Below are 25,169 nucleotides of genomic sequence, written 5' to 3'. Positions count from 1 at the left end.
GACACAAACCCGGATTTCGCTGCGCTCCATCCGGGCTACAAGTGAGATTACTTCACCGCGTCAAAGCACCAGGCCAGAATGCCCTTCTGCGCATGCAGGCGGTTTTCGGCCTCGTCGAACACGACCGATTGCGGGCCGTCGATCACTTCGTCCGTGACCTCCTCGCCGCGATGGGCGGGCAGGCAATGCATGAACAGCGCATCGGGCTTGGCCAGCGACATCAGCTTCGAATTGACCTGATAGGGCTTGAGCACGTTGTGACGGTGCTCGCCTTCCTTGTCGCCCATCGACACCCAGGTGTCGGTGACGACGCAGTCGGCGCCCTTCACGGCGGCCTCGGGATCGGTGCCGAGCACGATCGGCGCGCCGGTGGCCTTGATGAAGTCCCGCATCACCTTTTTCGGCGCAAGCTCCGGCGGCGTCGCGACATTGAGCTTGAACTTGAAGCGCTCGGCGGCATGCGCCCAGGACGCCAGCACGTTGTTGTCGTCGCCGGTCCAGGCCACCGTCCTGCCCTCGATCGGGCCGCGATGCTCTTCGTAGGTCATGAGGTCGGCCATCACCTGGCAAGGGTGCGAGCGCCGTGTCAGGCCGTTGATGACGGGTACCGTCGCATATTCCGCCAGCTCCAGCAGGGCCTCATGATTGAGGATCCGGATCATGATGGCGTCGACATAGCGCGACAGCACGCGCGCCGTGTCGGCGATGGTCTCGCCGCGGCCGAGCTGCATCTCGGCGCCGGTCAGCATGATGGGCTCGCCGCCGAGCTGGCGCATGGCGACGTCGAACGAGACGCGGGTGCGGGTGGAGGGACGCTCGAAGATCATCGCCAGCGTCTTGCCTTCCAGCGGCTTCACCGGCTGGTGCGCTTTCTGCTTCGCCTTCATGGCGGAGGAGGCCGCGAGCATGCTCTTGAGCTCCGACAACGGGAGCTCGTTGATATCCAGAAAGTGCTTCGGGGACTTGCTCATCAGCTTGCCGCCCGCTTGGTCTGACTGGACGAGATCGCGGCGCAGGCGCGCTCCAGCCGCCCGACGCTGTCCTCGATTTCGGCTTCGGTGACGATCAAGGGCGGCAGGAAGCGCACGACATTGTCGCCGGCGCCGACCGTGAGCAATTTTTCGTTGCGCAATGCCGCGCCGAGATCGCCTGACGGCACCACGGCCTTGATGCCGATCAGAAGGCCTTCGCCGCGCACTTCGCTGACGATGTCGGGATAACGATCGATCACGGAGGCGAGCTTCTGCTTGAGCAGCAGCGACATCTTCTGCACGTGATCGAAGAAGCCGGGCTTGAGCATGACGTCGAGCACGGCGTTGGCAGCCGAGATCGCGAGCGGATTGCCGCCGAAGGTCGAGCCGTGCGAGCCGGGCCCCATGCCGGCAGCCGCATCCGCGGTCGCCAGCACCGCGCCGATCGGGAAGCCGCCACCGAGCGCCTTGGCCAGCGACATCACGTCAGGCGTGACGCCGGTGCGGCGATGCGCGAACAGATCGCCGGTGCGGCCCATGCCGGTCTGCACCTCGTCGAACGCGAGCAGCAGGCCCTTCTCGTCGCAGAGCTGGCGCAACGCCCTCAGGAAGGCGGGCGTTGCCGAACGCACGCCACCCTCGCCCTGGATCGGCTCGATCAGGATGCCGGCGGTCTGCGGACCGATCGCCTTCTTGACGGCTTCGATATCGCCATGCGGGACCTGGTCGAAGCCGTCCATCGGCGGGCCGAACCCTTCGAGATATTTTGCCGAACCGGTCGCGGCGAGCGTTGCCAGCGTGCGGCCGTGGAAGGCGCCTTCGAAGGTGATGATGCGGTAACGTTCCGGATGACCCTTGGAGAAGTGATGATGGCGGACGAGCTTGATCACACCTTCCAGCGCTTCGGCGCCGGAATTGCAGAAGAACACGAAGTCCGCGAAGCTTTCGTTGCACAGACGCGCGGCGAGCTTCTCGCCGTCCGGGCTCTGGAACAGGTTCGACATGTGCCAGAGTTTGGTGGCCTGCTCCTGCAACGCCTTGACCAACGCAGGATGAGCATGGCCGAGCGCATTCACCGCCACGCCCGAGGTGAAATCGAGATAGCGATCGCCATTGGTCGCAATCAGCCAGCAGCCTTCACCGCGCTCGAAACCGAGGTCGGACCTGGCGAAAACGGGGAGCAAATGCGGCGCTGCGCTGTTAGTCATGACGATCACTTGAATGTTGCGGACGGTGTGAGCGTGCATTGCGCAACGCACCATTGACCGGCCCGGAAAACGAAACGTGCCGCCTTTTAAGGGCGGCACGTGTGACTATCTTATGCCTGGTGAAACCGGTGTCAATGCCGCCCGGAAAGCCTCGCGAAACGCAAAATCCGTAGTCTTGCGGTGGCGATTTTGCGTATTTCCGCCACGGAACATGTGGAAGCGAGTCGGCGGACTCTTGCGCGTGAGTCACGCCATATTGTAGCGTTTGGCTTGTCAGATACGACATCTCGTGCAGCAGTTCTGATCCTCTAAGTCCTCATGTACCGGCGTAAGCGTTCGGGCGCATCTGGTGCGCCCGGCGAGCCTTAAGGGATTCTGGCGGCACGGGTTTTTCGAAGCTTAGGCATTCGCCGTGCGGCCGCCAGGATGGCAGGCGCCGGCGAAGGAAAGGGTGCAATGACCGTTTTGACCTGGTCGGATGATCGCGTCGAGCAGCTGAAAAAGCTCTGGGAGGCCGGACTTTCGGCCAGCCAGATCGCCGCTGAACTCGGCAATGTGACCCGCAATGCCGTGATCGGCAAAGTGCACCGGCTCGGCCTGTCGGGCCGCGCCAAGAGCCCTTCATCGGCAGCGCCGCGGCCGCGCAAGGCGCGCCCCGCCCAGCACATGATGCGGGTGACCCGCCCGATCGCACGCGGCAACACCGCGCTGGCGCAGGCCTTCGAAGTCGAGGTCGAGGCCGAACCGGTCACCTACGACAACGTCGTGCCGATGAGCCAGCGGCTGTCGCTGCTGGAGCTGAACGAGGCCACCTGCCACTGGCCGGTCGGCGATCCCTCGAGCCCGGATTTCTTCTTCTGCGGCGGCAAGGCGCTCTCCGGCCTGCCCTACTGCGCCCAGCACTCGCGCGTGGCGTATCAGCCCGCGGCCGATCGCCGGCGCGCGCCGGCGAAGCCAGGTCCGCGCTGAAGTCGTTCTGAGCTCAGAAAGGAGCCGTCACACGATGGCGGCTCAACAAATCCGATGTCGTTCCGGACAAGCGCGCCTCAAGCGCACGCAGATCCGGGACCCTTAACCACCGCAAGATGTGGCTACGGGGACTCGGAGTTACCTTTTGGCACAATAATCACTCGCGGTGGGTGTCCCGGACCCGCGCTTACGCTTGTCCGGGACGACACCGAGAGTGTGGCCGCAGCTCACCGAGCTACGCCTGCTCCGCCTTCGCAAAGCGATCGTCCAGTGCGTAGCCCGCGCCGCGGACGGTGCGGATCGGGTCCTGCTCGCGGCCGAGATTGAGCAGCTTGCGCAGACGGCCGATATGGACGTCGACGGTGCGCTCGTCGATGTAGATGTCACGGCCCCAGACGCTGTCGAGCAGCTGCTCGCGCGAGAACACGCGGCCGGGATGCTCCAGGAAGAACTCCAGCAGGCGATATTCGGTCGGGCCGAGATCGATCGGCCGGCCCGAGCGTGCCACGCGGCGCTTGTCGCGGTCGAGCTCGATGTCGCCATAGGCGAGCACGGTGGCGAGCCGCTCCGGGCTGGCGCGCCTGAGCAGGCCCTTCACGCGTGCCAGCAGCTCCGGCACCGAGAACGGCTTGACGATGTAGTCGTCGGCGCCGGTCGCAAGACCCCGCACCCGCTCGCTCTCCTCACCACGCGCGGTGAGCATGATGATCGGGAGCTGCTTGGTCTCGGGCCGGGTGCGCAGCCGCCGGCACAGCTCGATGCCGGAGAGGCCCGGCAGCATCCAGTCGAGCACGATCAAATCGGGGATATGCTCCTTGAGGCGGGTGTCGGCATCGTCGCCGCGCATCACCGTCTCGACGTCATAGCCGTCGCCTTCGAGGTTGTAGCGGAGAAGCTCGGTGAGAGCTTCCTCGTCCTCAACCACCATAATGCGTGCGCCCATGGTGTTCGTCGCTCCTTAAGTGTTCGGGACCGTCGTGGCGAAGGTCGTCATGTCGCCCTTCGGCCGCTTGTCGGTGATCGCCTGGCCCTCGATCATGTAGAACACGGTCTCGGCGATGTTGGTGGCGTGGTCACCGATGCGCTCGATGTTCTTGGCGCAGAACATCAGATGGATGCAGAACGAGATGTTGCGCGGATCCTCCATCATGTAGGTGAGGAGCTCGCGGAACAGCGAGGTGCAGATGGCGTCGACTTCCTCGTCGCCCTTCCACACCGCCATCGCCGCCGGCAGATCGTGCGCGGCATAGGCGTCCAGCACCGACTTGACCTGCTGCTGCACGAGGTCGGTCATGTGCTCCAGGCCGCGGAACAGCTTGAGCGGATGGAAATCCGTCTCCAGCGCCGCGACGCGCTTGCCCATGTTCTTGGCGAGGTCGCCGATCCGCTCGAGATCGGTCGCGACGCGCATGGCGCCGACGATCTCGCGCAGATCCACCGCCATCGGCTGGCGGCGCGCGATGGTGAGAACGGCGCGCTCCTCGATCTTCTTCTGGAGCGCGTCGAGCTCGGCGTCGATGGTCACGACGCGCTGGCCGAGCGCGACGTCGCGGCGGATCAGCGCGTCGACGGAATCGACGATCATGCGCTCGGCGATGCCGCCCATCTCGGCGACCAGGCGCGTGAGCTCCTGGAGGTCGGTGTCGAAGGCCTTTGCGGTATGTTCAGAACCCATGTTCCGTCTCCTCAGCCGAACCGGCCGGTGATGTAATCCTGCGTGCGCCGGTCGGTCGGCGACGTGAAGATCTTGCTGGTGTCGTCGAACTCGATCAGCTCGCCGAGATACATGAAGGCGGTCTTGTCGGAGACGCGCGCCGCCTGCTGCATGTTGTGGGTGACGATCGCGATCGTGTAGTTCTCGGACAGCTCCTGGATCAGCTCCTCGACCTTGGCGGTCGAGATCGGGTCGAGCGCCGAGCAGGGCTCGTCGAACAAGATCACCTCGGGCCGCACCGCGACCGTGCGGGCGATGCAGAGGCGCTGCTGCTGGCCGCCGGAGAGCGACAGGCCGGAGGCGTTGAGCTTGTCCTTGACCTCGTTCCACAGCGCGCCGCCGCGCAGCGCCTTCTCGACGCGGTCGTCCATCTCGGACTTCGAGATCTTCTCGTAAAGGCGGATGCCGAAGGCGATGTTCTCGTAGATCGTCATCGGGAACGGCGTCGGCTTCTGGAACACCATGCCGACGCGGGCGCGCAGCAGATTGAGGTCCAGCTTGGGGTCGAGGACGTTGGTCTGGTCGAGCATGAGCTGACCGGTGACGCGCTGGCCCGGATAGAGGTCGTACATCCGATTGAAGATGCGCAGCAGGGTCGACTTGCCGCAGCCCGACGGGCCGATGAACGCCGTGACGCGGTTGGTGCCGAGCGCCAGATTGATGTTCTTCAGCGCGTGGTGCTCGCCGTAATAGAAATTGAGGTTGCGCACCGTCACCTTGGCCGGAGCTTCGGGCAGCACCGGCGCCTGCGGCAAACCACCGGCCGCGCTCATCGATACGGAAAGATCACTCATTTTGCGGTCCTCTCGGCGCTCAGAATGCGCGCGCCAATATTCAGGGCAAGAACGGTCAGGGTGATGAGCAGCGCGCCGCTCCAGGCGAGCTGCTTCCAGTAGGCGTAGGGGCTCTGCACGAAATTGTTGATGGTGACCGGCAGGTTCGCCATCGTCTTGTTCAGACCCAGGCTGAAGAACTGGTTCGACAGCGCGGTGAAGAGCAGCGGCGCGGTCTCGCCGGCGACGCGGGCGGTGGCCAGCATCACGCCGGTGATGAGGCCCGAGCGCGCCGCGCGATAGGCGATGCGCTTGATCACCAGCGAGCGCGGCAGGCCGAGCGCCGAGGCCGCCTCACGCAGTGCGTTCGGCACCAGCAGCAGCATGTCCTCGGTCGTGCGCAGCACCACTGGGATGACGATCACCGCAAGCGCGAGGCAGCCGGCAATCGCCGAGAAGCCGCGCATCGGCACCACCACCGCACCATAGATGAACAGGCCGATGATGATCGAGGGCGCCGAGAGCAGGATGTCGTTGATGAAGCGGATCACCGAGGTCAGGCGGTCGTTGCGGCCGTACTCGGCGAGATAGGTGCCGGCGAACAGACCGAGCGGCGCGCCGATGCCGACGCCGAGCACGGTCATGATGATCGAACCCACGATGGCGTTGCGCAGGCCGCCCTCGGTCGAGCCCGGAGGCGGCGTGTCCGCAACGAAGAGCTCCAGGTTCAGGCCGGCAATGCCGTTGTAGAGCAGCGTCATCAGGATCAGCGCGAGCCATGTGACGCCGAAGGCAGCGGCAGCCAGGCAGAGCACACGGATGACGATGTCCATGCGGCGGCGGCGTGCGTAGATCGGGTTCATGTTACTTCCCCGCCTTCTTTTCAAGACGCATCAGCATCAACCGTGCAGCCGCGAGCACGAAGAATGTCAGCACGAACAGCAGCAGGCCGAGCAGGATCAGGCCGGACTGGTGCAGGCCGTCGCTCTCGGCGAACTCCGATGCGATCGCCGCCGAGATCGTGGTGCCCGGGGCGAAGATCGACGACGAGATGCGGAACGAGTTGCCGATGATGAAGGTCACCGCCATGGTCTCGCCGAGCGCGCGGCCGAGCGCCAGCATGACACCGCCGATGACGCCGACGCGGGTGTAGGGGATCACCACGCTGCGCACGACTTCCCAGGTGGTGCAGCCGACGCCGTAGGCGGCTTCCTTGAGCACCGGCGGCACCGTCTTGAACACGTCGACCGAGATCGAGGTGATGAAGGGCAGCACCATGATGGCGAGGATCAGCGCCGCGTTGAACAGGCTGAGATAGGACGGCGGGCCTGCGAAGATCGCGCCCAGCACGGGGATGCCGTCGAAGATCTTGATCATGAAAGGCTGGAACGTGTTGGCCAGGAACGGGCCGAGCACGAAGAAGCCCCACATGCCGTAGATGATCGAGGGAATGCCGGCGAGCAGCTCGATCGCCATGCCGATCGGGCGGCGCGCCCATTGCGGGCAGAGCTCGGTCAGAAAGATCGCAATGCCGAGACCGACCGGAATGGCGATCGCCATCGCGATGAAGGAGGTGATGAGCGTGCCGTAGATCGGGCCGAGCGCGCCGAGCACGGGCGGATCTGCCGACGGCGCCCAGCGCTGCGTCCACAGGAAGGCGAAGCCGTATTCCTTCATCGCCGGGAACGCGCCGACGATCAGCGAGATGATGATGCCACCGAGGATGAGCAGCACCGAGATCGCGGACAGCCGCGTGATCCAGTAGAAGGTGAGGTCGCCGAGCTTGAAGGCGCCCAAGGCCTTGGCGCGGTCATACGGTCCGGCGTCGTCGATTACATCGCTCTGAACGGCCATCTCTGCCACGCCGATCCCCTGTGCCCGTTTGATATACGCTTGTTGTCGGTCTTGTTGTTGGTCTTGCGCTCCGGATGCGGCGCGAGGCCGATCCGGAGCGGAGGTCTTGTGAGATCCCGGCGCCCAGTCCGGGACGAGAGCGCTTAGCTCTTGATCTCGGCAGCCCAGGTCTTCTCGATCAGCTGGACGACCGGGTCCGGCATCGGGATGTAGTCGAGCTCTTCAGCCGCCTTGCCGCCGCTCTTGAAGGCCCAGCGGAAGAACTTGATGGCTTCCTGCGAGGCTGCCTTGTCGGTGGCATCCTTGTGCATGAGGATGAAGGTCGCCGCCGTGATCGGCCAGGACTTGTCGCCGGGCTGGTCGGTCAGGATGACGTAGTAGCCGGGAGCCTTGGCCCAGTCGGCATTGGAAGCGGCCGCCTGGAAGGCTTCGACCGTCGGCTGCACCGGCTTGCCGGCCTTGTTGACGAGACCGGTGTAGGTCAGCTTGTTCTGCTTGGCATAGGCGTACTCGACGTAGCCGATCGAGTTCTTGGTCTGGCTGATGTTGCCCGACACGCCTTCGTTGCCCTTGGCGCCGACGCCGACCGGCCACTCGACCGCGGTGCCCTCACCGACCTTGCTCTTCCAATCCGCGCTGGCCTTGGCGAGGTAGTTGGTGAAGTTGAAGGTGGTGCCCGAGCCGTCCGAGCGGCGGACCACGGTGATGGCGTCCGACGGCAGCTTCACGTTCGGATTGAGCTTCTTGATCGCGGCGTCATCCCACTTGGTGATCTTGCCGAGATAGATGCTGGCCAGGGTCTCGCCGTCGAACACCAGTTCGCCGGGCTTCACGCCCTCGATGTTGACGACCGGAACGATGGCGCCCATCACCATCGGCCACTGGACGAGGCCGTCCTTTTCGAGCTGCTCGGCCTTGAGCGGCGCGTCGCTGGCGCCGAAGGTCACGGTCTTGGCCTGGATCTGCTTGATGCCGCCGCCGGAGCCGATCGACTGGTAGTTCAGACCGTTGCCGGTCTCCTTCTTGTAGGCGTCAGCCCACTTGGAATAGATCGGGAACGGGAACGTCGCACCGGCACCCGTGATGTCGGCAGCAAACGCCGCCGTCGCCGATGCGGCGACCAAGCCGGCAGCGACGATAGTTTTGATGAAATTCATGGTGGTCTCCATACAGGGGAGCGAAGCGCCATCCGCGCCCGATCGCGCTCCCCGTGCCGCCCCTTTAGGAGCGGTCGGCTGTGCTTTTACGAAGGTTTCGTGACAGCTGGATGACACGGCCAAGCGATTGAAATCGCTTGAATATCAGGTTGAAGCCGCGGTCTTCGCCTGGGGAAAACAGGCCGTGAAAACGGCGCCCTGCTTGGGCACGCTCTCGATCAAAAGCCGGCCGCGATGGCGGTTAAGAATATGTTTCACCAGCGATAATCCGAGCCCCGTCCCGCCCTGCGAGCGGCTGTCGCCGACATCGACCCGGTAGAACCGCTCGGTCAGTCGCGGCAGATGCTCGGGCGCGATGCCGGGGCCGAAATCGCGGACCATGACCCGGATTTCCTGAGTTCCATCAGTGGCTGCCGCGGCGGTCAGCGACACGATGACACGTCCGCCCGACGCCCCGTATTTGAGCGCGTTCTCGATCAGGTTCTCGAACAGGCGGAGCAATTCCTCACGGTCGCCCGCGATCATCACCGGGGTCTCAGGCAGATTGGTTTCGACCTCGACCTGGCGCTCCCGCGCCAGCGGCTCGAGCCCGTCGGCGACCTGGAAGATGATCGGCAGCAGGTCGACCAGGGTGTCGGGCCGCACATGGGCCGACAGCTCGACCCGCGAGAGCGAGAGCAGATCGTCGATCAGGCGGGCCATCCGGGTCGCCTGGTTGTGCATGATGCCGAGGAAGCGCTCGCGCGCCTTGGGATCGTCCTTGGCCTGGCCCTGGAGCGTGTCGATGAAGCCCGACAGCGCGGCGAGCGGCGTGCGCAGCTCGTGGCTGGCATTGGCGACGAAATCTGCGCGCATCTCCTCGACCCGGCGCAGCGGCGTCTGGTCGTGGAAGGTCATCAGCATGCATTTGTCGGCGCCGCCGAAGGAGGTCGGCACCGGCACCGGCGTGATGGTCAGCTCCATCCAACGATCGACCGGCACATGGTCGAGATAGGTCGTGCGCCGCGGCTCGGTGGTCGCAATCGACTCCCGCAGCGCCGTGATGATCTCCGGCGAGCGCAGCGCGAACTGGGCGAGCTCGTTCTTGCGCAGCGCCGGCGCCAGCTGGGCGGCGGCGGCATTAAGATGGATGACACGCCCGGCGCGGTCGAGCAGCACCGCCGGATCCGGCATGCCGGCGACGACCGCGGCCACCGCCGCGCTCTCGACCGGGTTGACGCGGCGGGTGTCGTCGCGCGAGGCGGCATTGTCGTGCAGCCGCCAGGGGATCAGCGCCGCGGCCGCGATGCAGAGGAACACCGTGGCCGCCCGCATCACCGACAATTCGCCGAGCGAAACCACCACCGACAGCGCCAGCGCCGCGGCGATCAGGATAACGGTCGAGTGCCGCAGCCGGTCGGACCAGGGCTGCGCGGAGGGAGAAGATGGTGCGTCGATCGCCATCGGGGCGGGCTTCTCCTAAAGGGGATGCGCCGGTCAGGCGCCGGTGTCGCTGCGCTCTCTCACATAGGCGGCTTCACGCGCCGGGCCGGGGTCGAGCTTGAGCGCCGCCTGCTGCAAGCGTTTCGATCGAGCGCCGATTATAACCTCGCGAAACGTCAGCAAGATTACAGATATGACGAAGGGGGAGAGATAATAGAGGACGCGGAACAGGAGCATGCCACCCAGCAGTTCTTCGCGGTCCATCTGCCAGAGGCCGACCAGCATGGCGGCATCGAACACGCCGAGCCCTCCCGGCGAGTGGCTGGCGAAACCGAGCAACGTCGCCGAGACGAAGATCACCGCCACCACGACGAAGCCGAGATTGGGCTCGTCCGGGACCAGCACGTACATCGCGAGCGCGCAGAAGCCGAGATCGATGATGCCGATGGCGATCTGGAGCAGCGTCAGCGGGCCGCCCGGCAGCACCACGGTCCAGGGCCCGCGGCCGACCACCCGCGGCTGGGTCCAGACCCAGACCACATAGGCGACCAGCCCCGCGATGATCATCATCGCCAGCATCCGGTTCAGCCAGGGCGGAAGCTGGTCGATCGCGGCAGCGGCTTCCGGATGGTAGGAGATGCCGAGGCCGAGCACCGCGGCATTGCCGAGCCAGAAGGTCAGGCCGGCGAGGAAGCAGATCTTTGCGACGTCGATCGCGTTCAGGCCATAGGCCGAATAGATGCGGTAGCGCACCGCGCCGCCGGTGAAGACGCTGGCGCCGACATTGTGGCCGATCGAATAGCTGGTGAAGGCGGCGAGCGCATTGATGCGGTAGGGCACATGGGCGTGGCCGATCGCGCGCACGGCGAACAGATCGTAGAAGGTCAGGGTGAAATAGCCCGCGGCCACGAACAGCGCCGCCATCGCGATCTGGCTCGGCTCGGTGCTCTTGATCGCTTCGAGGACCTCGTTGACGTCGATGCCCCGCAGCATGTGGTAGAGCACACAGCAAGCGATGCCGATGACCGCGACGCTGATCACAACTCCAAGCTTATGCAGGACTTGCTTCTGGCGCAGAAACGTCATCGCCCTGCGTATGGCTTCCAGCATCTAGACCTCGAACAACGCTTCAGCGGCCGGGGTGGCCGGCGGACAGGCGGACGACGCACAGGCATTCAACGAACCCTTGCCGCCGGCTCCGGCATCGCGCATGCCCCATGCCCTTCCACTAGCGCGTTTTGGGGCGGAGTGGAATTCAGCAATTCGAACAAAAACTCGTGCCTTCAATATTTTAGGCAGGGTTGCGGGCTCCTGATGCACGGATTGGCGCTTTCGGCGGCAAGACTGACGCGAATCTCCATGGCAATCCTGCGCAGGCGCCATGAAGTTTTGATGATTTCGACCGCACAATGTTCCGTCACGACTTAAGCCGACGTCAATCTATGGGCCGCCCCCGCCTGGCGAAAGAGGGGGTGGCCGGCGCTGTTGTTCAGGGATTTCAGGTGGGCCGAAAGGCCGCGGCGACGGCCGCGGCCTCAGGAAGCGATCGGAATCCGCCCCTGGATCAGTGCCACGCGGAAGTGACGGCGGCCACGATTTCGTCGGTACCGGGAAAGTGGCCCTTGCTGCGGCTGGCGACGATGCTGTCGCCGACCTTGACCTGGAAGATCCCACCCTTGGCGGGCACGAGAGCCGCCTCCAGCGCCAGATGCTGCCGCAGCGCAGCAGCGCCGTCCTTGGCGCGCTTCTCGTAGCCGCAGGGGCGGCAATAGATGATGGTCAAATCAGCCATCTCGCCCGCCTTCAGGCAGCGCGCTGCTGGCGCACGGCTTCGATGCCGGCGATCCAGCCGGCGACGGAGCGGCCGATCGCCTCGGGGTGATCCTCCTGGAGAAAGTGCAGCCCAGGTCCGAGGCGCACCAATGCGCAGTGATTCAGCGAGGCTGCGAACCGCTCGGCGAATTCGGGCGCGACGAGCGCGCCGGGCGTGCCCGAGAACAACAGCTTCGGATAGGACGATGCAGCCAGCGCCGCATGCGCGGATTGGAGCGTCTCGTAGACGTCGGCGGGCTCGCCTGCGATCGGCAGTTCGCGGGGGAAGGCGAGAACGGGCCGGCGGCTCTCCGGCGTTGGGAATGGCACACGGTAAGGCGCCATCTCGTCCTCGCCGAGCTTGCGAACGATGCCACCGGGCAGCACGCGTTCGACGAACGCGTTCGCCTCGAGGATCATCGCTTCGCCCTCGCCCGGCGTCCTGAATTTGCGGAACGCCGCCCTCGCCGCCTCGGCGTCGTCCTGCTCCTCCGCGACCTCGGTGTGGTGAAAGTCCTGCCAGGTCGGCATCGGGCGGATGAACTCCATGAAGGCAACGCCGCGCACGAAATCCGGCCGGCGCGCGGCGAGATGGAACGCGAGCGCGGTGCCCCAGTCCTGCGCGACGAGGTAGGCCGATTTGATGCCGCGCTGTTCGATGAATGCATCGAGATAGCGGACGTGGTCGACGAAGCGATAGCCGATGTCGGGCTTGCCGGATTGGCCGAAGCCGACGAGATCGGGCGCGATGCAATGTGCGACCGGCGATACAAGCGGCAGGATGTTGCGCCAGATATGTGACGACGTCGGGTTGCCGTGCAGGAACAGGGCAGCGGGTGCATCGCGATCTCCCGCCTCGCGATAGGCCATCGTGCTTCCCAGCACAGATGCTTTGAGAATCTCGATTTCAGTTGGCTTGCTCATGTCAGCTCCCTGAAGACGGTTTGAAAGGCGATGGTCTTGAAACGTTCGAGGGCGTTGGGATTGCGGTCGACCTTCATGCGCAGGATCGCGCCCTGCCAGGACGCGAGCAGGAAATCGGCAAGCTCTTCGGGCTCGAAATCGGATGCGATCTCGCGGCACGTCTGGGCGTCCCTGATGCAGGCGGCGAACGGCGTGCGCCATTCGGCGAAGATTTCGGCGAGACGCACGCGCAGCATTTCGCTGCTGGCTGATGCCTCCAGGCTGAGATCACCGATCAGGCAGCCGCGGCCATAGCCGTCGGCCTCGAGCCGGCCGGTGATGATGTCGAGATAGCGGCGCAGCCGCGCGCGCGGCGTCAGCGAGGTGTCGTCGAGTGCCTGCGCGACCAGTCCCCTCGTGGTGTCGAAGTAGCGGTCGAGCACCTCGGAGGCGAATATCTCTTTGGAGCGAAAATGGTTGGTGAAGGACCCCTGCGGCGCGCCTGCCGCAGCGGTGACGTCGCGCACGCTGGTGCCGTGATAGCCGGTCCTGAACATGACCTTCAGGCCGGCATCGAGGATGGCGTCTTTGAGTGAGGGCTTTGGCATGAGGGAATTAATACGTACGTACGTATTAACGTCAAGCGCATTCTGATCGTTCAGCAATTTGCTTGCCGATCAGGCCGTTATCGCAATGTTGGATAGAGGCCGGCCCTCCGAGAGAGCCCAAGGGCTCAGGCCGCCGGCTGGCTCCGCGAGACCACCCTGTCGCGCAGCCAGGCGCCGATGGTGCAGCCGACGAGGTAGCAGGCGAACATGACCAGCCCGAGATCGAGCCAATAGCCGAAGCGGCCGGGCACCACATGCGCGAACGAGGCTGCGACCAAGGCGGCGGCAAGCACGGCGAGCCAGCGCGCGGTCACCTTCGAGGTGCCGTTGCCGCGCTGGACCACCGAGATCCAGCCCATGCAAAAGCCCAGCAGCAGCGAGCCGATCAGCCAGCCCAGATGGAACGAGACGAGATAGGGCATCATCACCTCACCAGAAATTCGATGCGGCGGTTCTGCGCCTTGCCTTCGTCGGTGTCATTGCCGGCGAGGGGTTGCGTGGCGCCATAGCCGACCGGAGTGAAGCGGGTGGCCGGCAGCCCGGCCTTGACCAGATAGTCGATCACGGCCTGCGCGCGCTTCTCCGAGAGAGCCTGATTGAAGGAGTCCTCACCGTCGGCATCGGTGTGCCCGGCCACCTCGATATTGGTGGTGGGGCAGCGCAGCGCCGTCTCGATCAGGTGGTCGAGAATGCCGGCGGAATCCGGGTCGATGTCGGCGCGTTTCGTTGCGAAGCGGATCTTGCCCTTGTTCAGGAGCTCCGTGAACAATTGCTGGCAGACCGTGCCGTCGACCGGGCCCGCGGCAGGCTTCACCGTAATCTCCGGCTTGTACTGCCAGTTCTTCGGGAAGTCCTTGCCGAGGCCTGCGCGGATGTCGTTGGCGGCCCCTTCATAGAGCGCGTCGCCCGACAGCTTCACCTCGCGATCGGACACCACGAGCGTACCGGTCGACAGCCGCGACAGCCCGCCGAGCGCTGCGACCACGGCAGTATTGAAGGAGCCGGGTGCGCCGACGCTGGCCTTGAGATTGTCGACGACCTTTTCGGTGAAGAACTTTCGCGAGGCACTCGTTGCAATGGCCGCGTGCACGTTGTTGTCAGGCACGTAGCCCGTCAGCGTCACGGTCGCGGCGACCGGGTCCTTGTACGCCTGGAAGATGTAGGGCGGCGCCTTGACATCGTTGGCGGCGACCGAAAAGCCCTCCGGCAGGTTCTTGAGCGCGGCCGCGATCGCCTCACGGCCGCCGAGGTCGCGCGCCATGCCCGACAGATTGACCTTGGTGTCGGTGATCGTGATCTTGCCGTCCTTGAGCTTGCCTATCTGGTCGAGCAGCAGCATCGCGGCCGCCTCGAACCGCGGCGGCGCGCCGCGCGCGAGACCCATCTGATCGGCGACCTCGGTCCCGTTGACCTCCTTGCGCGCGGCCTCGGTCAGGCGCGCCTTCATCGACGGCAGGGGCGCGGAGCCGGACAGCGTCACCCGCACCACGTCACGCTCGGCATTCCAGACGAAGGGCGTTGCTTCGGGAACAAGGCGGGTCCGGTCGTCGACCAGGCGCACGCCCGGGACGAGCTCGACCGCCATCACGGCATCGCGGCGCCCCTCCTCGGAAAAGGCGTCCGCGGCCAGGCCGACGTCCCGGCCGTCCACCGCGATCCGGGTCTTGTCCAGAACGGTCTCCTTGAGCGCCGCCGAGCTGCGGGCGGACAGATCCGCCTCGACCGGCAAGGTATTATTCCAGGCCGCAAATCCCCACATGACGGCCAGGGGGATCAGCCCTGGCCACCATTTGCTGGCCCACCTGAAAAGCTTCTGCATTCAACGACCCGAACTCTGGAACCGGAGACAAAACAAACCCTTGGCGGGCTGTCAAACCGGAAATGATGCCCTTCCGAAGGCCATGCGTCGACAATTGGAATAACTTTTTCTTCAAGGGTTCTTCCGTAAGTTGAAAGTGGAATGCCAGAGTTCGCCAGCCGGTCATGAAACAACTCCGAAACAACGTCATCCGCGCCGGGCTGGGGGCACTCTATTTCAGCGGGGCGCACCACCTGTTGCGCCCGCTCTTGTCGGGCGTCGGCGCCATTTTCATGCTGCACCACGTGCGGCCGGCCCGCGAGGCCGCGTTCCAGCCGAACCGGCACCTCGAAGTCACCCCCGATTTCCTGCGCGCTACGCTGAGCCATTTGCGCTCGCGCGGGATCGACATCGTCAGCATGGACGAGCTGCATGAGCGGCTGGTGCAGGGCCGGTTCACCCGCCCCTTCGCCGCCTTCACCCTCGACGACGGTTACCGCGACAATCTCGAATTCGCGCTGCCGGTTCTGCGCGAATTTGACGCGCCCTTGGCCGTCTATGTCGCGAGCGAATTTGCCGAGGGCACCGGACGCCTGTGGTGGACCGCGCTGGAAACCGTGATCGCCAAGGCCGAACAGATCGACATCCAGATCGGAAATTCCGCGCTGCGGCTGGACGCAACGACCCCTGCCGCAAAACAAATGGCGTTCGACCGCCTGCACGATTGGCTGCGCGCGCTGCCGGGCGAACATGATCTCAAGCGCGAGATCGAGGCGCTCTGCGCCAGATACGACGTCGACATGGCCGCGCTGTGCCGCAGCCTGTGCCTGTCCTGGGACGAGGTGAAGGCATTTGCCGCCGATCCGCTGGTCACGATCGGCGCGCACACCATCAGCCATTGCAATCTCGCCAGGCAGAGCGAGGGGATCGCCGCACAGGAGATGGCGGTAAGCCGCGCGCGGATCGAGCAGGCGCTCGGCCGTACCGTGCTGCACTTCGCCTACCCCTATGGCGACCGCGAAGCCGCGGGCGAGCGCGAATTCGCTCTCGCTGCATCGGCCGGCTTTAAGACCGCGGTGACGACCCGGCCCGGCATGCTGTTCGCAGAAAATGCCGGCCACATGACCGCGCTGCCGCGCGTCTCGCTCAACGGCAATTACCAGGACGCGCGAATTTTGCCGGTGCTGACCTCAGGCGCCGCGACCGCGATGTGGAACGGCTTTCGCCGGATTGCGGCGGCGTAGCCACGCTGTCGTCCCGGCGAACGCCGGGACCCATACCGCGGAATCCATCGATTACATTTGGTAGAAGTACCGAACGACGAGTCGTCGCCAAACTACTCCCTGTGGTTATGGGTCCCGGCGTTCGCCGGGACGACACCGAGTGAGTTGGACCGCAGCCGCACCACACTCGCGCCTTCCTTGACTCCCCTCTCCGCCGCGCTCAAAACGTCGCCAACCAAGGGAGGCACCATGTTCCACGATCTGTTCTCGCTCAAAGGCCGTGTCGCGCTCGTGACCGGCGGCTCGCGTGGCATCGGCAAGATGATCGCGGCGGGCTTCCTCGCGCAAGGCGCGGCGAAGGTCTACATCACCGCGCGCAAGGCCGGGCCGTGCGAGGCGACGGCGAAAGAGCTCTCCGCCCAATATGACGGCGAATGCATCGCGCTGCCGATCGACATCTCGACCATCGAAGGCTGCGACAGGCTGGCCTCCGAGATCATCAAGCTGGAGCCGAAGCTCGACATCCTCGTCAACAATGCGGGAGCTGCGTGGGGCGCGGAGTTCGACGAATTCCCGGAGAGCGGCTGGGACAAGGTGATGGACCTCAACGTCAAGTCGCTGTTCTTCCTGACCAAGGCGCTGGCAAAGCCGCTGCGCGCGGCGGCCTCGCACGAGCGGCCCGCCAAGGTCATCAACATCGCCTCGGTCGACGGCATCTTCGTCAATCCCAGCGAGACCTACTCCTACGCCGCCAGCAAGGCCGCCGTGATCCATCTGACGCGGCGCATGGCGACGAAACTGATCAAGGACAACATCAACGTCACCGCGATCGCGCCGGGCGCGTTCAAGTCCGACATGAACCGCGCCGCGCGCGACCATGCGGACGAGGTCGCAAAGCGCATTCCGGCGCGGCGTATCGGAACCGATGAGGACATGGCGGGCGTCGCGATCTATCTCGCCTCGCGCGCGGGTGATTATGTGGTCGGCAACACCATCGCGGTGGATGGCGGCGTGGTGTACGCGAATGCCGGGCTGGAGATCGCGGGGTAGGCGGCTTAGGGAGAAGCCGCGCCGCACACTCCGCTGTCATGCCCCGCGAAGGCGGGGCATCCAGTACGCCGCGGCTTCTCGGCTGAAGCACAGCCGCCTCTGGAATACTGGATCACCCGCTCCAGTGCGCAATCGCGCACAAGGCGGGTGATGACAGCATTCGTGTGGCGCGAGCGGCGTCTAACGCTTACGACTCGATCTTCACGTACTCGAAATCGCCGGGCTTGTTGTCGATGCCGACTTTCGGCGGCGAGATCCAGGAGGCGAACTGGCCGGTCTCGGTGACGGGCTGCATCAGCGAGGTGATGAAGTCGCCATCGGCGGTCGAGGGCAGCCACTCGTCCTTGCGCTTCGCCCAGGTGGCATCGTCGATCAAGATGCCATCGGGCGTCGCATGGATGCCCTTGAACTCGCCGATATGGCGATGGAAAGCGACGTTGGGCAGTTTGAGCTGGAAGTTATAGCCCGCGGTCGAGATCACCTTGTTCCAGCGCAGCATGCCCTTGACGCAGTCCTGGCTGTAATCGTCGCGCAGGCGCATGTTGAGCGCGGTCAGCGCCGGCTCGTCAACCAGCTTGATCTCGCCGTCGATGAACTTGAGCACCGGATAGGTGGCGTTCTTGAGCTGGTGATCGTCGTCGATCTGGGTCTCGTGATAGCGGCCTTTGATGCCGGTGTTGAAGGCGTTGGCCGCGTTGGTCGAGACCTCCGAGCCGAACAGGTCGAGCGACAGCGTATAGTGCAGGTTCAACTTCTTCTGGATCGTCGGCAGGTCGATCACGCCGAGCGCGCGGACCTTGGCGATGTCGGTGGGATCGGTGATGCCGGCTTCGCGCATCGCGTCGCAGGTGCGCTGCACGACGCGGGTGATGCCGGTCTCGCCGACGAACATATGGTGCGCTTCTTCCGTCAGCATGAAACGGCAGGTGCGCGACAAGGGATCGAAGCCCGACTGCGCGAGCGAGTGCAGCTGCATCTTGCCGTCGCGGTCGGTGAAGTAGGTGAACATGAAGAAGGACAGCCAGTCCGGCGTCGCCTCGTTGAAGGCACCGAGCATGCGCGGCGCATCGGCATCGCCCGAGCGACGGCGCAGCAAGTCATCCGCTTCCTCGCGGCCGTCGCGGCCAAAGTACTTCTGGAGCAGATAGACCATCGCCCAGAGATGGCGGCCTTCCTCGACATTGACCTGGAACAAATTGCGCATGTCGTAGAGCGAGGGCGCGGTCTTGCCGAGGTGGCGCTGCTGCTCGACGGAAGCCGGCTCGGTGTCGCCCTGGATCACGATCAGGCGGCGCAGCATGGCGCGATACTCGCCCGGGACTTCCTGCCAGGCCGGCTCGCCGAAATGCTCGCCGAACGGAACGACGCGATTCTCCTCCTGCGGCGCGAGCAGAATGCCCCAGCGGTAGTCGGGCATGCGGACATAGTCGAACTTGGCCCAGCCACGCGGATCGACGGAGTAGGCGGTGCGAAGGTACACCAGCGACTCCTGAAAGCCTTCCGGCCCCATGTCGCTCCACCAGTCCATATAGCCGGGATGCCAGCCTTCCAGCGCCTTCAGCACCTGGCGGTCTTCGGCGAGATTCACGTTGTTCGGAATCTTGGTCGAGTAGTCGACGTTCATGATGTTCATGGTGGACCTCCCGTGGGGGACTGATTCATTCAACGATTGGCATCGAACCGTGAGCTTGCGAATGGCGAATGGTGAGTAGCGAATGGAAATCCCTATTCGCCATTCACCACTCCCTACTCGCTAAACTCTCGTCATATCGAATTTCGGCTTCTGGCCGCTGCCGTAGCGGCGCAGCGCGCCTTCCTCGCCGACCGCGTTCGGGCGCTGGAAGATCCAGTTCTGCCACGCGGTGAGGCGCGCGAAGATTTTTGATTCCATCGTCTCGGGGCCGACGAAGCGCAGGCTGGCTTCCATGCCGGTGAGGCTGTCGGGCGAGAAGCTGGCGCGCTCCTCCAGGAACACGCGCACCTCGTCGTCCCAGTCGATGTCGTCGAGCGCGAAGGTGACGAGGCCGAGCTCTTCCGCCTGCTCGGCGTCGAGCGCGGTGCCCATGGTGGCTTCCGCACGCTCGACGTCGGACGGATCGGCCTGGAAGCGCGATTCCAGCCGGGTCAGGCCGTGGCTCATCGGATACGGACCGAAGTTCATGGCCGACAATTCGATCGACGGCGGCGGACGGTTGTCGCCCTGGCGCGCGCCGATCAGCATGTAGGAGCGGTCGGCGGCGAAGACGAGCTCGGCGAGCGTGCCGGCAAAGCAGGAGCCGGGCTCGACCAGCGTCACCAGCGTGCGCGAGGTGACGTCGATGCGCTTCAGCACGCGCTTCCAATAGTGCCTGATTTCGTTGACCAGCCAGTGCGCCTTGTTGGCTTCGAGGAAGGCGTCGGATGACAGCACATGGGCGCGGTCGCCATGGCTCTTGAAGACGAGCATCGCAATCTCGAGCTCGTTGATGCGCAGATGCAGGATGGCGTCGTCGAGCTCGCGCGCGACCTGGAGCGGCCAGAACGAAGATCCCTGCGCCATCATGCCGTCGATGTCGGCCGGCGGCGCGGCCTCCGGCGCCTTGATCGAGATGGTGGCGATGCGCGCCGTGCGATCGATGTCGACGCTGACAAAACCGTAGCGGATGCTGGTCTCGTCGATGACGCGCCTGAGCGGTGTCAGCGCAATACCTTTGCCGCTGCCCTTGCGCTTCGACTGGCCTGCGAACTCCTTGGCGCGCTCGGCGATCTTGGCCTCGAGCTTCGAGTTCGGCGCGATCTCGTCGACGAGACGCCACTGCACGGCGCGCTTGCCCTTCACGCCTTCCTCGATGGTGCAGAAGAAATCGGCGTGGTCGCGGCGCACCTTGCGCTTGTCGACGACGCGGGTGAGGCCGCCGGTGCCCGGCAGCACCGCGAGCAACGGCACTTCCGGCAGCGCAACGGCCGACGAGCCGTCATCGGCGAGGATGATGTGGTCGGTCGCGAGCGCCAGCTCATAGCCGCCGCCGGCGGCCGAGCCGTTCACCACCGTGATGAAGCGCTGGCCGGAATTCTCCGACGAATCTTCCATGCCGTTGCGGGTCTCGTTGGTGAATTTGCAGAAGTTCACCTTGTGGGCATGCGTCGAGCCCGCGAGCATGCGGATGTTGGCGCCGGCGCAGAACACCCGGTTCTTGGCCGAGCGCATCACGACGACCTTCACCTCGGGGTGCTCGAAGCGCAGGCGCTGGACGACGTCAGCCAGCTCGATGTCGACGCCGAGATCGTAGGAATTGAGCTTGAGCAGATAGCCCTCGAACAGGCCGCCGTTCTCGTCGACGTCCATGGTCAGGGTGGCGACGTCGCCATCGACCGCGAGCTTCCAGTGCTTGTAGCGGGACGGTTCGGTCTGGAAATCGATGAATGTCGCGCCGCCTGCGAGGCGCCGATCTTCCCCGGCCATGGGCCACCCTTGAGCTTGGTTAAGCGTTTTGGCTGTAGCGTTAAATGCACAATAATGCATCTTTTTGAACGCGTCTAGCCCTTAACGGCCATCGCATGCACTTTGTTTCATGAGGCCTATTGAGACCGCACAATGGCGCCGAGGGTGATCCAGTCCGCCTTCGAGAGTTCGGAACGGCCCAGCTTGGCCTGGAGCAGAGCCGTCAGCGCCGGAATGGGGAAGCTCTCGACAAAGCCGTCGCCGCCCGCAGCCGCCTTGCGCGAGTTCAGCGCCCGCAACTCCGCCTGCGCGTCGCCGAACAGGCGCGCGGCCGAATGCAGCCGCTGCATGCGCAGTCGCAAATTGGCATTGGCGATGTGAATGCAGGCACGCAGCAGGATGCGCTCACGGCCGCCTTGCGGGGCTGCGGCCCAGACCGCTTCCAGCACCTCCTGCGATTCCCAGAAATAGCCGCGATCGTTGAGCGCGAGCCCGTAGCGCAGCGCCGGATGGCGCGCCGGCACGTAGCCGCGGAACGCCGGGGGCACCAGCGCCTTGGCCAAATCAAGCGTCTCGTAATCCGCGTCGACCCCGTCGGTCTCGCCCGGCACATAGGCCCATCGCGGCCACGGCAACGGGCCGCTCGCATCCGAAGGCACATTCATGGATGTGCCTCCGCAGGATCATGCGGCGCGTCCCTGAAGTCCCTGATCGTCGCGCAGGGCCGCTCTTGCAAATTGCTCAATCGCGTCAAGCGTCGCCCCCGGCGCTTCACGATACGGGGAATGTCCCGCGTCTGAAATAACTTTCAAATCTACCGGACAATAACACTCTTCCTGCGCAATATCGACCTGTCGCAGTGTCCCATATTGGTCGTCCTTGCCCTGCACGACCAGGATGGGAACGCGGATGTAGGCGAGGTATTCCGAGATGTCCCAGTCGCGGAATTTCGGATCGAGCCAGGCACGGTTCCAGCCGTAGAAGGCGTTGTCGACATCCTTGTGCCAGCGCGCCAGCTTTGCCTTGAGGTCGGTGGTCTCGAAGGTCGTCTTGATCGCTGCGATGGATTTCACCGAGATGTCCTCGACGATGAAATGCGGCGCCATCAGCGCGAGGCCTTGCAGACGGTGATCCTGATGCGCGCCGGCATAGATCGTCGCGATCGAAGCGCCATCGGAATGGCCGAGCAGGAGGCCGCGCTTGAAGGAAATCGCATCGAGGATCTTCGGCAGCACATCCAGCGCCTCGCGCTGCATGTAATCGAGCGGCCGCGGCAGCGTGACCGGGCTCGACTGGCCGTAGCCCGCGCGCGAATAGACGAAGACGCCCGCGCCGGTGGCTTGCTGAAGTTTTTCCGGGAAGTCGCCCCACAGACCGACCGAGCCGAGGCCTTCGTGCAGCATGACGATGGTGGGTGCATCGGCGTCCTGCGGGGCGAGCCATTTGTATTCGAGGCTGGCGCTGCCGATGCTGAGGAAGCCGGCGGGGGAGAGGTTGGTCATTTCTTCGCTCTTCTTTCTCCGTCGTCATGCCCGGGCTTGACCCGGGCATCCACGCCTTTCCTCAATCGCGGATGCACGTGGATGGCCGGGTCAAGCCCGGCCATGACGACCGATTGCTAGTTTGCGCCCTCGCGCAATTTGAACCGCTGAATCTTCCCCGTCGCCGTCTTCGGCAGTGACTCCACCACGTCGATCCAGCGCGGATATTTCCAGGGGCCGATCTTCTGCTTGACGTGCTCCTTCAGCATCTCCTGCAAGTCCGCCGTCGCCGCGCCCGGACGCAGCACGACGAAGGCCTTCGGCTTCAGCAGGCCTTCCGGATCGGCTTCCGGCACGACGGCGGCCTCCAGCACGGCCGGATGAGTGATCAGCGCGCTCTCGACCTCGAACGGCGAGACCCAGATGCCGGAGACCTTGAACATGTCGTCGGCGCGGCCGCAGAAGGTGTAGCGGCCTTCGCCATCCCTGACATATTTGTCGCCGGTGCGGGTCCACGGACCTTCAAAGGTGCGGCGGCTCTTGTGGCGCTGGTTCCAGTAGCCCTCGCCGGCGGAGGGCGCATCGACCAAGAGCTCGCCGACCTCGCCGTCGGCGACATCCTGGCCAGCCTCGTTGACGAGCCGCACCGCATAGCCCGGCACCGGCTTGCCGGACGAGCCGTATTTGATGTCGCCGGGCGCGTTCGACAGGAAGATGTGCAAGAGCTCGGTCGAGCCGACGCCGTCGAGGATGTCGACGCCGAAGCGCGATTTCCAGCTGTTGCCGACGGATTCCGGCAGCGCCTCGCCGGCCGAGGTGCAGATGCGGAGCGACTTGCCGCCGCGCTCGGCTTTCATCGCCTCGTCGTTGAGCATCGCCGCGAACAATGTCGGCACGCCGTAGAAGATCGAGGGATTGTACCTGTTCATCAGGTCGAACATGCGCGCCGGCGTCGGGCGCTCGCTGTTCAACACCACGGTGGCGCCGACCGACATCGGAAAAGTCAGCGCATTGCCGAGGCCATAAGCGAAGAACAATTTTGCCGCGGAGAGGCAGACGTCGTTCTCGCGGATGCCGAGCACCTGGCTCGCATAGGTGTCCGCGGTCGCCTGCAAATTCGAATGGATGTGGCGCACGCCCTTGGGCATGCCGGTTGAGCCCGACGAATACAGCCAGAACGCAGGCTCGTCCGGATGCGTCGCGGCGGTCGTGAACTGGTCGCTCTCGCCGGCGATCTCTTCCGCGAGCTGCCTGTGGCCGTTCATCTTGGCGCCGGAGACCACGACATGCTCGAGATCCGGCATGCGGCCGACGACGTCCTTGATAACAGGGTAGAGCGCTTCGGAGACGAACAGCACACGCGCGCGGCAATCGGCGAGGATGTAGGCGTATTGGTCCGCGGTCAGCAGCGTATTCAGCGGCACCGGCACGATGCCGGCGCGGATCGCGCCCAGAAACACGATCGGGAAATCGATCGTATCAAGCATGATCATCGCCACGCGCTCCTCGCGGCGGACCCCGAGCCGGCGCAGCATGTTGGCGGCGCGCCGGGTCTCGCGCTGGAGCTCGCCATAGGTGAGCCGCGAGACGGTGTCGTCGAAGACGAGCTTGCCGCCCCTGCCGTCCTCGACGTTGCGGTCGAGCAGCCAGGTCACCGCGTTATAGGATCCCTCGCTCACGGACTTCTCCCCCGAATTTAGAATTATAATTCATAGAAAGACACCGCGGCGGCTTGCTGTCAATGCTGGCAGGCACTATGTTTCATTAAAACGCGCCGCAGGGCATCAACTAAAGAAGGCCCATGATCTGCAGTCCATGACCGACAGTCCCGACGCCGAATCCCGATTTCTCGAACAGCTCGGCCAGCGCGTGCGCACCATGCGCGCGCTGCGCGGCATGTCGCGCAAGGTGCTCGCCAAGGTATCAGGGATTTCGGAGCGCTACATCGCGCAGCTCGAGAGCGGCAAGGGCAATGTCTCCATCGTGCTGCTGCGCCGCGTCTCCGACGCGATGGGTGCGCATCTCGAAGACCTGCTTCCTTCGGCCGACCCGACGCCGGACTGGCAGATGTTTCGCGATCTCCTGCGCAAGGCGACGCCGGCGCAGATCGCTCAGGCCAAGGACGTTCTCGCCGGCGGCAGCGCGTCGGCGCCGCGGCGCGCACCTTTCTGCGGCATTGCGCTGATCGGCCTGCGCGGCGCCGGCAAATCGACACTTGGGCGGATGCTGGCGAAGAAGGTCGGCTGGAGTTTCGTGGAGCTCAACAAGGAGGTCGAGCAGCAGAATGGGCTCTCGGTCGCCGAGATCATCGCGCTCTACGGCCAGGAAGGCTTTCGCCGCATGGAGCAGGCAGCGCTGCAACAGCTGCTCGCGCGCAACGAGCTGATGGTGCTGGCGACCGGCGGCGGCATCGTGTCGGAGCCGTTGACCTTCGACCAGATCCTGTCGTCGTTCTACACGATCTGGCTGAAGGCCGAGCCTGAGGAGCACATGGCCCGCGTGCGCCGCCAGGGCGACCTGCGCCCGATGGCGGACGACCGCTCCGCGATGGCCGAGCTGCGCAACATCCTGCTGAGCCGCGAACCGCTGTATTCGCGCGCGACGGCGGTGGTGGATACGGCAGGGCTGTCGGTCGATGCGGCGGCTGCACGGCTGATCGATGCGGTGCGGCCGGTGCTGCAGAACGAAGCGCGGAGTTTCGGCCTGCGCAGCGTGGCGCTGTAAGGCGATCTGCCAACTCCGTTCTCCGCTGCATTCCCTCCCCCCTTGCGGGGGAGGGTCAGGGAGAGGGGTACCACACGGGGA

General features: G+C 64.8%; 24 protein-coding genes. 4 read left to right on the top strand and 20 right to left on the bottom strand.

What is annotated here, in order from left to right:
- Positions 1 to 47 precede the first annotated feature (47 nt).
- Positions 48 to 971: an ornithine carbamoyltransferase gene (gene argF, locus AB7535_RS38685; RefSeq protein ID WP_014491303.1), complete on the bottom strand. Its 924-nt coding sequence runs from the start codon at positions 969 to 971 to the stop codon at positions 48 to 50.
- Entirely contained in the window at positions 971 to 2,179 is a 1,209-nt protein-coding gene (locus AB7535_RS38680) for an aspartate aminotransferase family protein (protein ID WP_212095151.1), read from the bottom strand. The genes argF and AB7535_RS38680 overlap by 1 nt, the downstream gene beginning before the upstream one ends.
- A gap of 456 nt (positions 2,180 to 2,635) precedes the next feature.
- Here AB7535_RS38680 and AB7535_RS38675 point away from each other — a divergent pair, with 456 nt between their 5' ends.
- Positions 2,636 to 3,148: a GcrA family cell cycle regulator gene (locus AB7535_RS38675; RefSeq protein ID WP_014491301.1), complete on the top strand. Its 513-nt coding sequence runs from the start codon at positions 2,636 to 2,638 to the stop codon at positions 3,146 to 3,148.
- A 235-nt stretch (positions 3,149 to 3,383) separates the two neighbouring features.
- On the opposite strand, the gene phoB is transcribed toward AB7535_RS38675, so the two are convergent.
- The 13 genes from phoB to AB7535_RS38610 form a co-directional block, all read right to left on the bottom strand.
- Positions 3,384 to 4,091 carry a phosphate regulon transcriptional regulator PhoB gene (gene phoB / locus AB7535_RS38670; RefSeq protein ID WP_014491300.1) on the bottom strand — a complete coding sequence of 236 codons (708 nt, stop codon included), beginning with the start codon at positions 4,089 to 4,091 and terminating at the stop codon, positions 3,384 to 3,386.
- Between the two features lie 15 nt (positions 4,092 to 4,106).
- Positions 4,107 to 4,823, bottom strand: a complete 717-nt coding sequence (gene phoU / locus AB7535_RS38665) for a phosphate signaling complex protein PhoU (RefSeq protein WP_028155152.1) — start codon at positions 4,821 to 4,823, stop codon at positions 4,107 to 4,109.
- 11 nt (positions 4,824 to 4,834) lie between these two features.
- On the bottom strand, positions 4,835 to 5,656 hold the full coding sequence (pstB, locus tag AB7535_RS38660; RefSeq protein ID WP_063979878.1) for a phosphate ABC transporter ATP-binding protein PstB: 822 nt from the start codon (positions 5,654 to 5,656) through the stop codon (positions 4,835 to 4,837).
- Complete coding sequence (gene pstA / locus AB7535_RS38655; protein ID WP_063979879.1) at positions 5,653 to 6,498, bottom strand: phosphate ABC transporter permease PstA; 846 nt, start codon at positions 6,496 to 6,498, stop codon at positions 5,653 to 5,655. Before pstA ends, pstB begins: the two co-directional genes overlap by 4 nt.
- 1 nt (position 6,499) lies before the next feature.
- Positions 6,500 to 7,489 carry a phosphate ABC transporter permease subunit PstC gene (gene pstC, locus AB7535_RS38650; RefSeq protein WP_085399617.1) on the bottom strand — a complete coding sequence of 330 codons (990 nt, stop codon included), beginning with the start codon at positions 7,487 to 7,489 and terminating at the stop codon, positions 6,500 to 6,502.
- A gap of 143 nt (positions 7,490 to 7,632) precedes the next feature.
- Positions 7,633 to 8,646, bottom strand: a complete 1,014-nt coding sequence (pstS, locus tag AB7535_RS38645; RefSeq protein WP_063985930.1) for a phosphate ABC transporter substrate-binding protein PstS — start codon at positions 8,644 to 8,646, stop codon at positions 7,633 to 7,635.
- A gap of 144 nt (positions 8,647 to 8,790) precedes the next feature.
- The gene (locus AB7535_RS38640) at positions 8,791 to 10,089 is read right to left on the bottom strand and encodes an ATP-binding protein (RefSeq protein WP_166348145.1); all 1,299 of its coding nucleotides are present in this window, start codon (positions 10,087 to 10,089) and stop codon (positions 8,791 to 8,793) included.
- A gap of 33 nt (positions 10,090 to 10,122) precedes the next feature.
- Complete coding sequence (locus AB7535_RS38635; protein ID WP_354113912.1) at positions 10,123 to 11,178, bottom strand: UPF0104 family protein; 1,056 nt, start codon at positions 11,176 to 11,178, stop codon at positions 10,123 to 10,125.
- Positions 11,179 to 11,632: 454 nt separating this feature from the next.
- Positions 11,633 to 11,860, bottom strand: coding sequence for an Rdx family protein (locus AB7535_RS38630; protein ID WP_354113911.1), 228 nt, complete (start codon positions 11,858 to 11,860; stop codon positions 11,633 to 11,635).
- 11 nt (positions 11,861 to 11,871) lie between these two features.
- Entirely contained in the window at positions 11,872 to 12,804 is a 933-nt protein-coding gene (locus AB7535_RS38625) for a haloalkane dehalogenase (RefSeq protein ID WP_439037558.1), read from the bottom strand.
- Positions 12,801 to 13,391: a TetR/AcrR family transcriptional regulator gene (locus tag AB7535_RS38620; RefSeq protein WP_354113909.1), complete on the bottom strand. Its 591-nt coding sequence runs from the start codon at positions 13,389 to 13,391 to the stop codon at positions 12,801 to 12,803. Before AB7535_RS38620 ends, AB7535_RS38625 begins: the two co-directional genes overlap by 4 nt.
- Positions 13,392 to 13,516: 125 nt before the next feature.
- Positions 13,517 to 13,813 carry a hypothetical protein gene (locus AB7535_RS38615; RefSeq protein ID WP_063979886.1) on the bottom strand — a complete coding sequence of 99 codons (297 nt, stop codon included), beginning with the start codon at positions 13,811 to 13,813 and terminating at the stop codon, positions 13,517 to 13,519.
- Between the two features lie 2 nt (positions 13,814 to 13,815).
- Complete coding sequence (locus tag AB7535_RS38610; protein ID WP_063979887.1) at positions 13,816 to 15,210, bottom strand: OmpA family protein; 1,395 nt, start codon at positions 15,208 to 15,210, stop codon at positions 13,816 to 13,818.
- Between the two features lie 164 nt (positions 15,211 to 15,374).
- Here AB7535_RS38610 and AB7535_RS38605 point away from each other — a divergent pair, with 164 nt between their 5' ends.
- Positions 15,375 to 16,433 (top strand): polysaccharide deacetylase family protein, encoded by a 1,059-nt coding sequence (locus AB7535_RS38605; RefSeq protein ID WP_166348133.1) that lies wholly within the window; start codon positions 15,375 to 15,377, stop codon positions 16,431 to 16,433.
- Between the two features lie 228 nt (positions 16,434 to 16,661).
- The gene (locus AB7535_RS38600; RefSeq protein ID WP_354113908.1) at positions 16,662 to 17,462 is read left to right on the top strand and encodes an SDR family oxidoreductase; all 801 of its coding nucleotides are present in this window, start codon (positions 16,662 to 16,664) and stop codon (positions 17,460 to 17,462) included.
- A 187-nt stretch (positions 17,463 to 17,649) separates the two neighbouring features.
- Here AB7535_RS38600 and boxB read toward each other — a convergent pair whose 3' ends face one another.
- The 5 genes from boxB to AB7535_RS38575 all read right to left on the bottom strand — a co-directional run bounded on the left by boxB (position 17,650) and on the right by AB7535_RS38575 (position 24,043).
- Positions 17,650 to 19,086: a benzoyl-CoA 2,3-epoxidase subunit BoxB gene (gene boxB, locus AB7535_RS38595; protein ID WP_354113964.1), complete on the bottom strand. Its 1,437-nt coding sequence runs from the start codon at positions 19,084 to 19,086 to the stop codon at positions 17,650 to 17,652.
- Positions 19,087 to 19,215: 129 nt separating this feature from the next.
- Complete coding sequence (boxC, locus tag AB7535_RS38590) at positions 19,216 to 20,904, bottom strand: 2,3-epoxybenzoyl-CoA dihydrolase (protein WP_354113907.1); 1,689 nt, start codon at positions 20,902 to 20,904, stop codon at positions 19,216 to 19,218.
- Positions 20,905 to 21,020: 116 nt separating this feature from the next.
- Complete coding sequence (locus AB7535_RS38585; RefSeq protein WP_085399608.1) at positions 21,021 to 21,548, bottom strand: DUF309 domain-containing protein; 528 nt, start codon at positions 21,546 to 21,548, stop codon at positions 21,021 to 21,023.
- 18 nt (positions 21,549 to 21,566) lie between these two features.
- Positions 21,567 to 22,385: an alpha/beta fold hydrolase gene (locus tag AB7535_RS38580; RefSeq protein ID WP_354113906.1), complete on the bottom strand. Its 819-nt coding sequence runs from the start codon at positions 22,383 to 22,385 to the stop codon at positions 21,567 to 21,569.
- A gap of 116 nt (positions 22,386 to 22,501) precedes the next feature.
- Positions 22,502 to 24,043, bottom strand: coding sequence for a benzoate-CoA ligase family protein (locus AB7535_RS38575; protein WP_354113905.1), 1,542 nt, complete (start codon positions 24,041 to 24,043; stop codon positions 22,502 to 22,504).
- Positions 24,044 to 24,065: 22 nt separating this feature from the next.
- Here AB7535_RS38575 and AB7535_RS38570 point away from each other — a divergent pair, with 22 nt between their 5' ends.
- The gene (locus AB7535_RS38570; RefSeq protein WP_354095544.1) at positions 24,066 to 25,088 is read left to right on the top strand and encodes a helix-turn-helix transcriptional regulator; all 1,023 of its coding nucleotides are present in this window, start codon (positions 24,066 to 24,068) and stop codon (positions 25,086 to 25,088) included.
- Positions 25,089 to 25,169 lie beyond the last annotated feature (81 nt).

Source organism: Bradyrhizobium sp. 956_D2_N1_4 (genome assembly GCF_052076025.1).
In the GTDB taxonomy this organism is placed as follows: Bacteria; Pseudomonadota; Alphaproteobacteria; order Rhizobiales; family Xanthobacteraceae; genus Bradyrhizobium; species Bradyrhizobium barranii.
This window is presented reverse-complemented; position numbering and strand designations above follow the sequence as displayed.

Excerpts from the sequence above, each read along its gene's own strand:
- argF (WP_014491303.1), bottom strand. The coding sequence starts at position 971 with ATGAGCAAGTCCCCGAAGCACTTTCTGGATATCAACGAGCTCCCGTTG.
- AB7535_RS38680 (WP_212095151.1), bottom strand. The coding sequence starts at position 2,179 with ATGACTAACAGCGCAGCGCCGCATTTGCTCCCCGTTTTCGCCAGGTCC.
- AB7535_RS38675 (WP_014491301.1), top strand. The coding sequence starts at position 2,636 with ATGACCGTTTTGACCTGGTCGGATGATCGCGTCGAGCAGCTGAAAAAG.
- phoB (WP_014491300.1), bottom strand. The coding sequence starts at position 4,091 with ATGGGCGCACGCATTATGGTGGTTGAGGACGAGGAAGCTCTCACCGAG.
- phoU (WP_028155152.1), bottom strand. The coding sequence starts at position 4,823 with ATGGGTTCTGAACATACCGCAAAGGCCTTCGACACCGACCTCCAGGAG.
- pstB (WP_063979878.1), bottom strand. The coding sequence starts at position 5,656 with ATGAGTGATCTTTCCGTATCGATGAGCGCGGCCGGTGGTTTGCCGCAG.
- pstA (WP_063979879.1), bottom strand. The coding sequence starts at position 6,498 with ATGAACCCGATCTACGCACGCCGCCGCCGCATGGACATCGTCATCCGT.
- pstC (WP_085399617.1), bottom strand. The coding sequence starts at position 7,489 with ATGGCCGTTCAGAGCGATGTAATCGACGACGCCGGACCGTATGACCGC.
- pstS (WP_063985930.1), bottom strand. The coding sequence starts at position 8,646 with ATGAATTTCATCAAAACTATCGTCGCTGCCGGCTTGGTCGCCGCATCG.
- AB7535_RS38640 (WP_166348145.1), bottom strand. The coding sequence starts at position 10,089 with ATGGCGATCGACGCACCATCTTCTCCCTCCGCGCAGCCCTGGTCCGAC.
- AB7535_RS38635 (WP_354113912.1), bottom strand. The coding sequence starts at position 11,178 with ATGCTGGAAGCCATACGCAGGGCGATGACGTTTCTGCGCCAGAAGCAA.
- AB7535_RS38630 (WP_354113911.1), bottom strand. The coding sequence starts at position 11,860 with ATGGCTGATTTGACCATCATCTATTGCCGCCCCTGCGGCTACGAGAAG.
- AB7535_RS38625 (WP_439037558.1), bottom strand. The coding sequence starts at position 12,804 with ATGAGCAAGCCAACTGAAATCGAGATTCTCAAAGCATCTGTGCTGGGA.
- AB7535_RS38620 (WP_354113909.1), bottom strand. The coding sequence starts at position 13,391 with ATGCCAAAGCCCTCACTCAAAGACGCCATCCTCGATGCCGGCCTGAAG.
- AB7535_RS38615 (WP_063979886.1), bottom strand. The coding sequence starts at position 13,813 with ATGCCCTATCTCGTCTCGTTCCATCTGGGCTGGCTGATCGGCTCGCTG.
- AB7535_RS38610 (WP_063979887.1), bottom strand. The coding sequence starts at position 15,210 with ATGCAGAAGCTTTTCAGGTGGGCCAGCAAATGGTGGCCAGGGCTGATC.
- AB7535_RS38605 (WP_166348133.1), top strand. The coding sequence starts at position 15,375 with ATGAAACAACTCCGAAACAACGTCATCCGCGCCGGGCTGGGGGCACTC.
- AB7535_RS38600 (WP_354113908.1), top strand. The coding sequence starts at position 16,662 with ATGTTCCACGATCTGTTCTCGCTCAAAGGCCGTGTCGCGCTCGTGACC.
- boxB (WP_354113964.1), bottom strand. The coding sequence starts at position 19,086 with ATGAACGTCGACTACTCGACCAAGATTCCGAACAACGTGAATCTCGCC.
- boxC (WP_354113907.1), bottom strand. The coding sequence starts at position 20,904 with ATGGCCGGGGAAGATCGGCGCCTCGCAGGCGGCGCGACATTCATCGAT.
- AB7535_RS38585 (WP_085399608.1), bottom strand. The coding sequence starts at position 21,548 with ATGAATGTGCCTTCGGATGCGAGCGGCCCGTTGCCGTGGCCGCGATGG.
- AB7535_RS38580 (WP_354113906.1), bottom strand. The coding sequence starts at position 22,385 with ATGACCAACCTCTCCCCCGCCGGCTTCCTCAGCATCGGCAGCGCCAGC.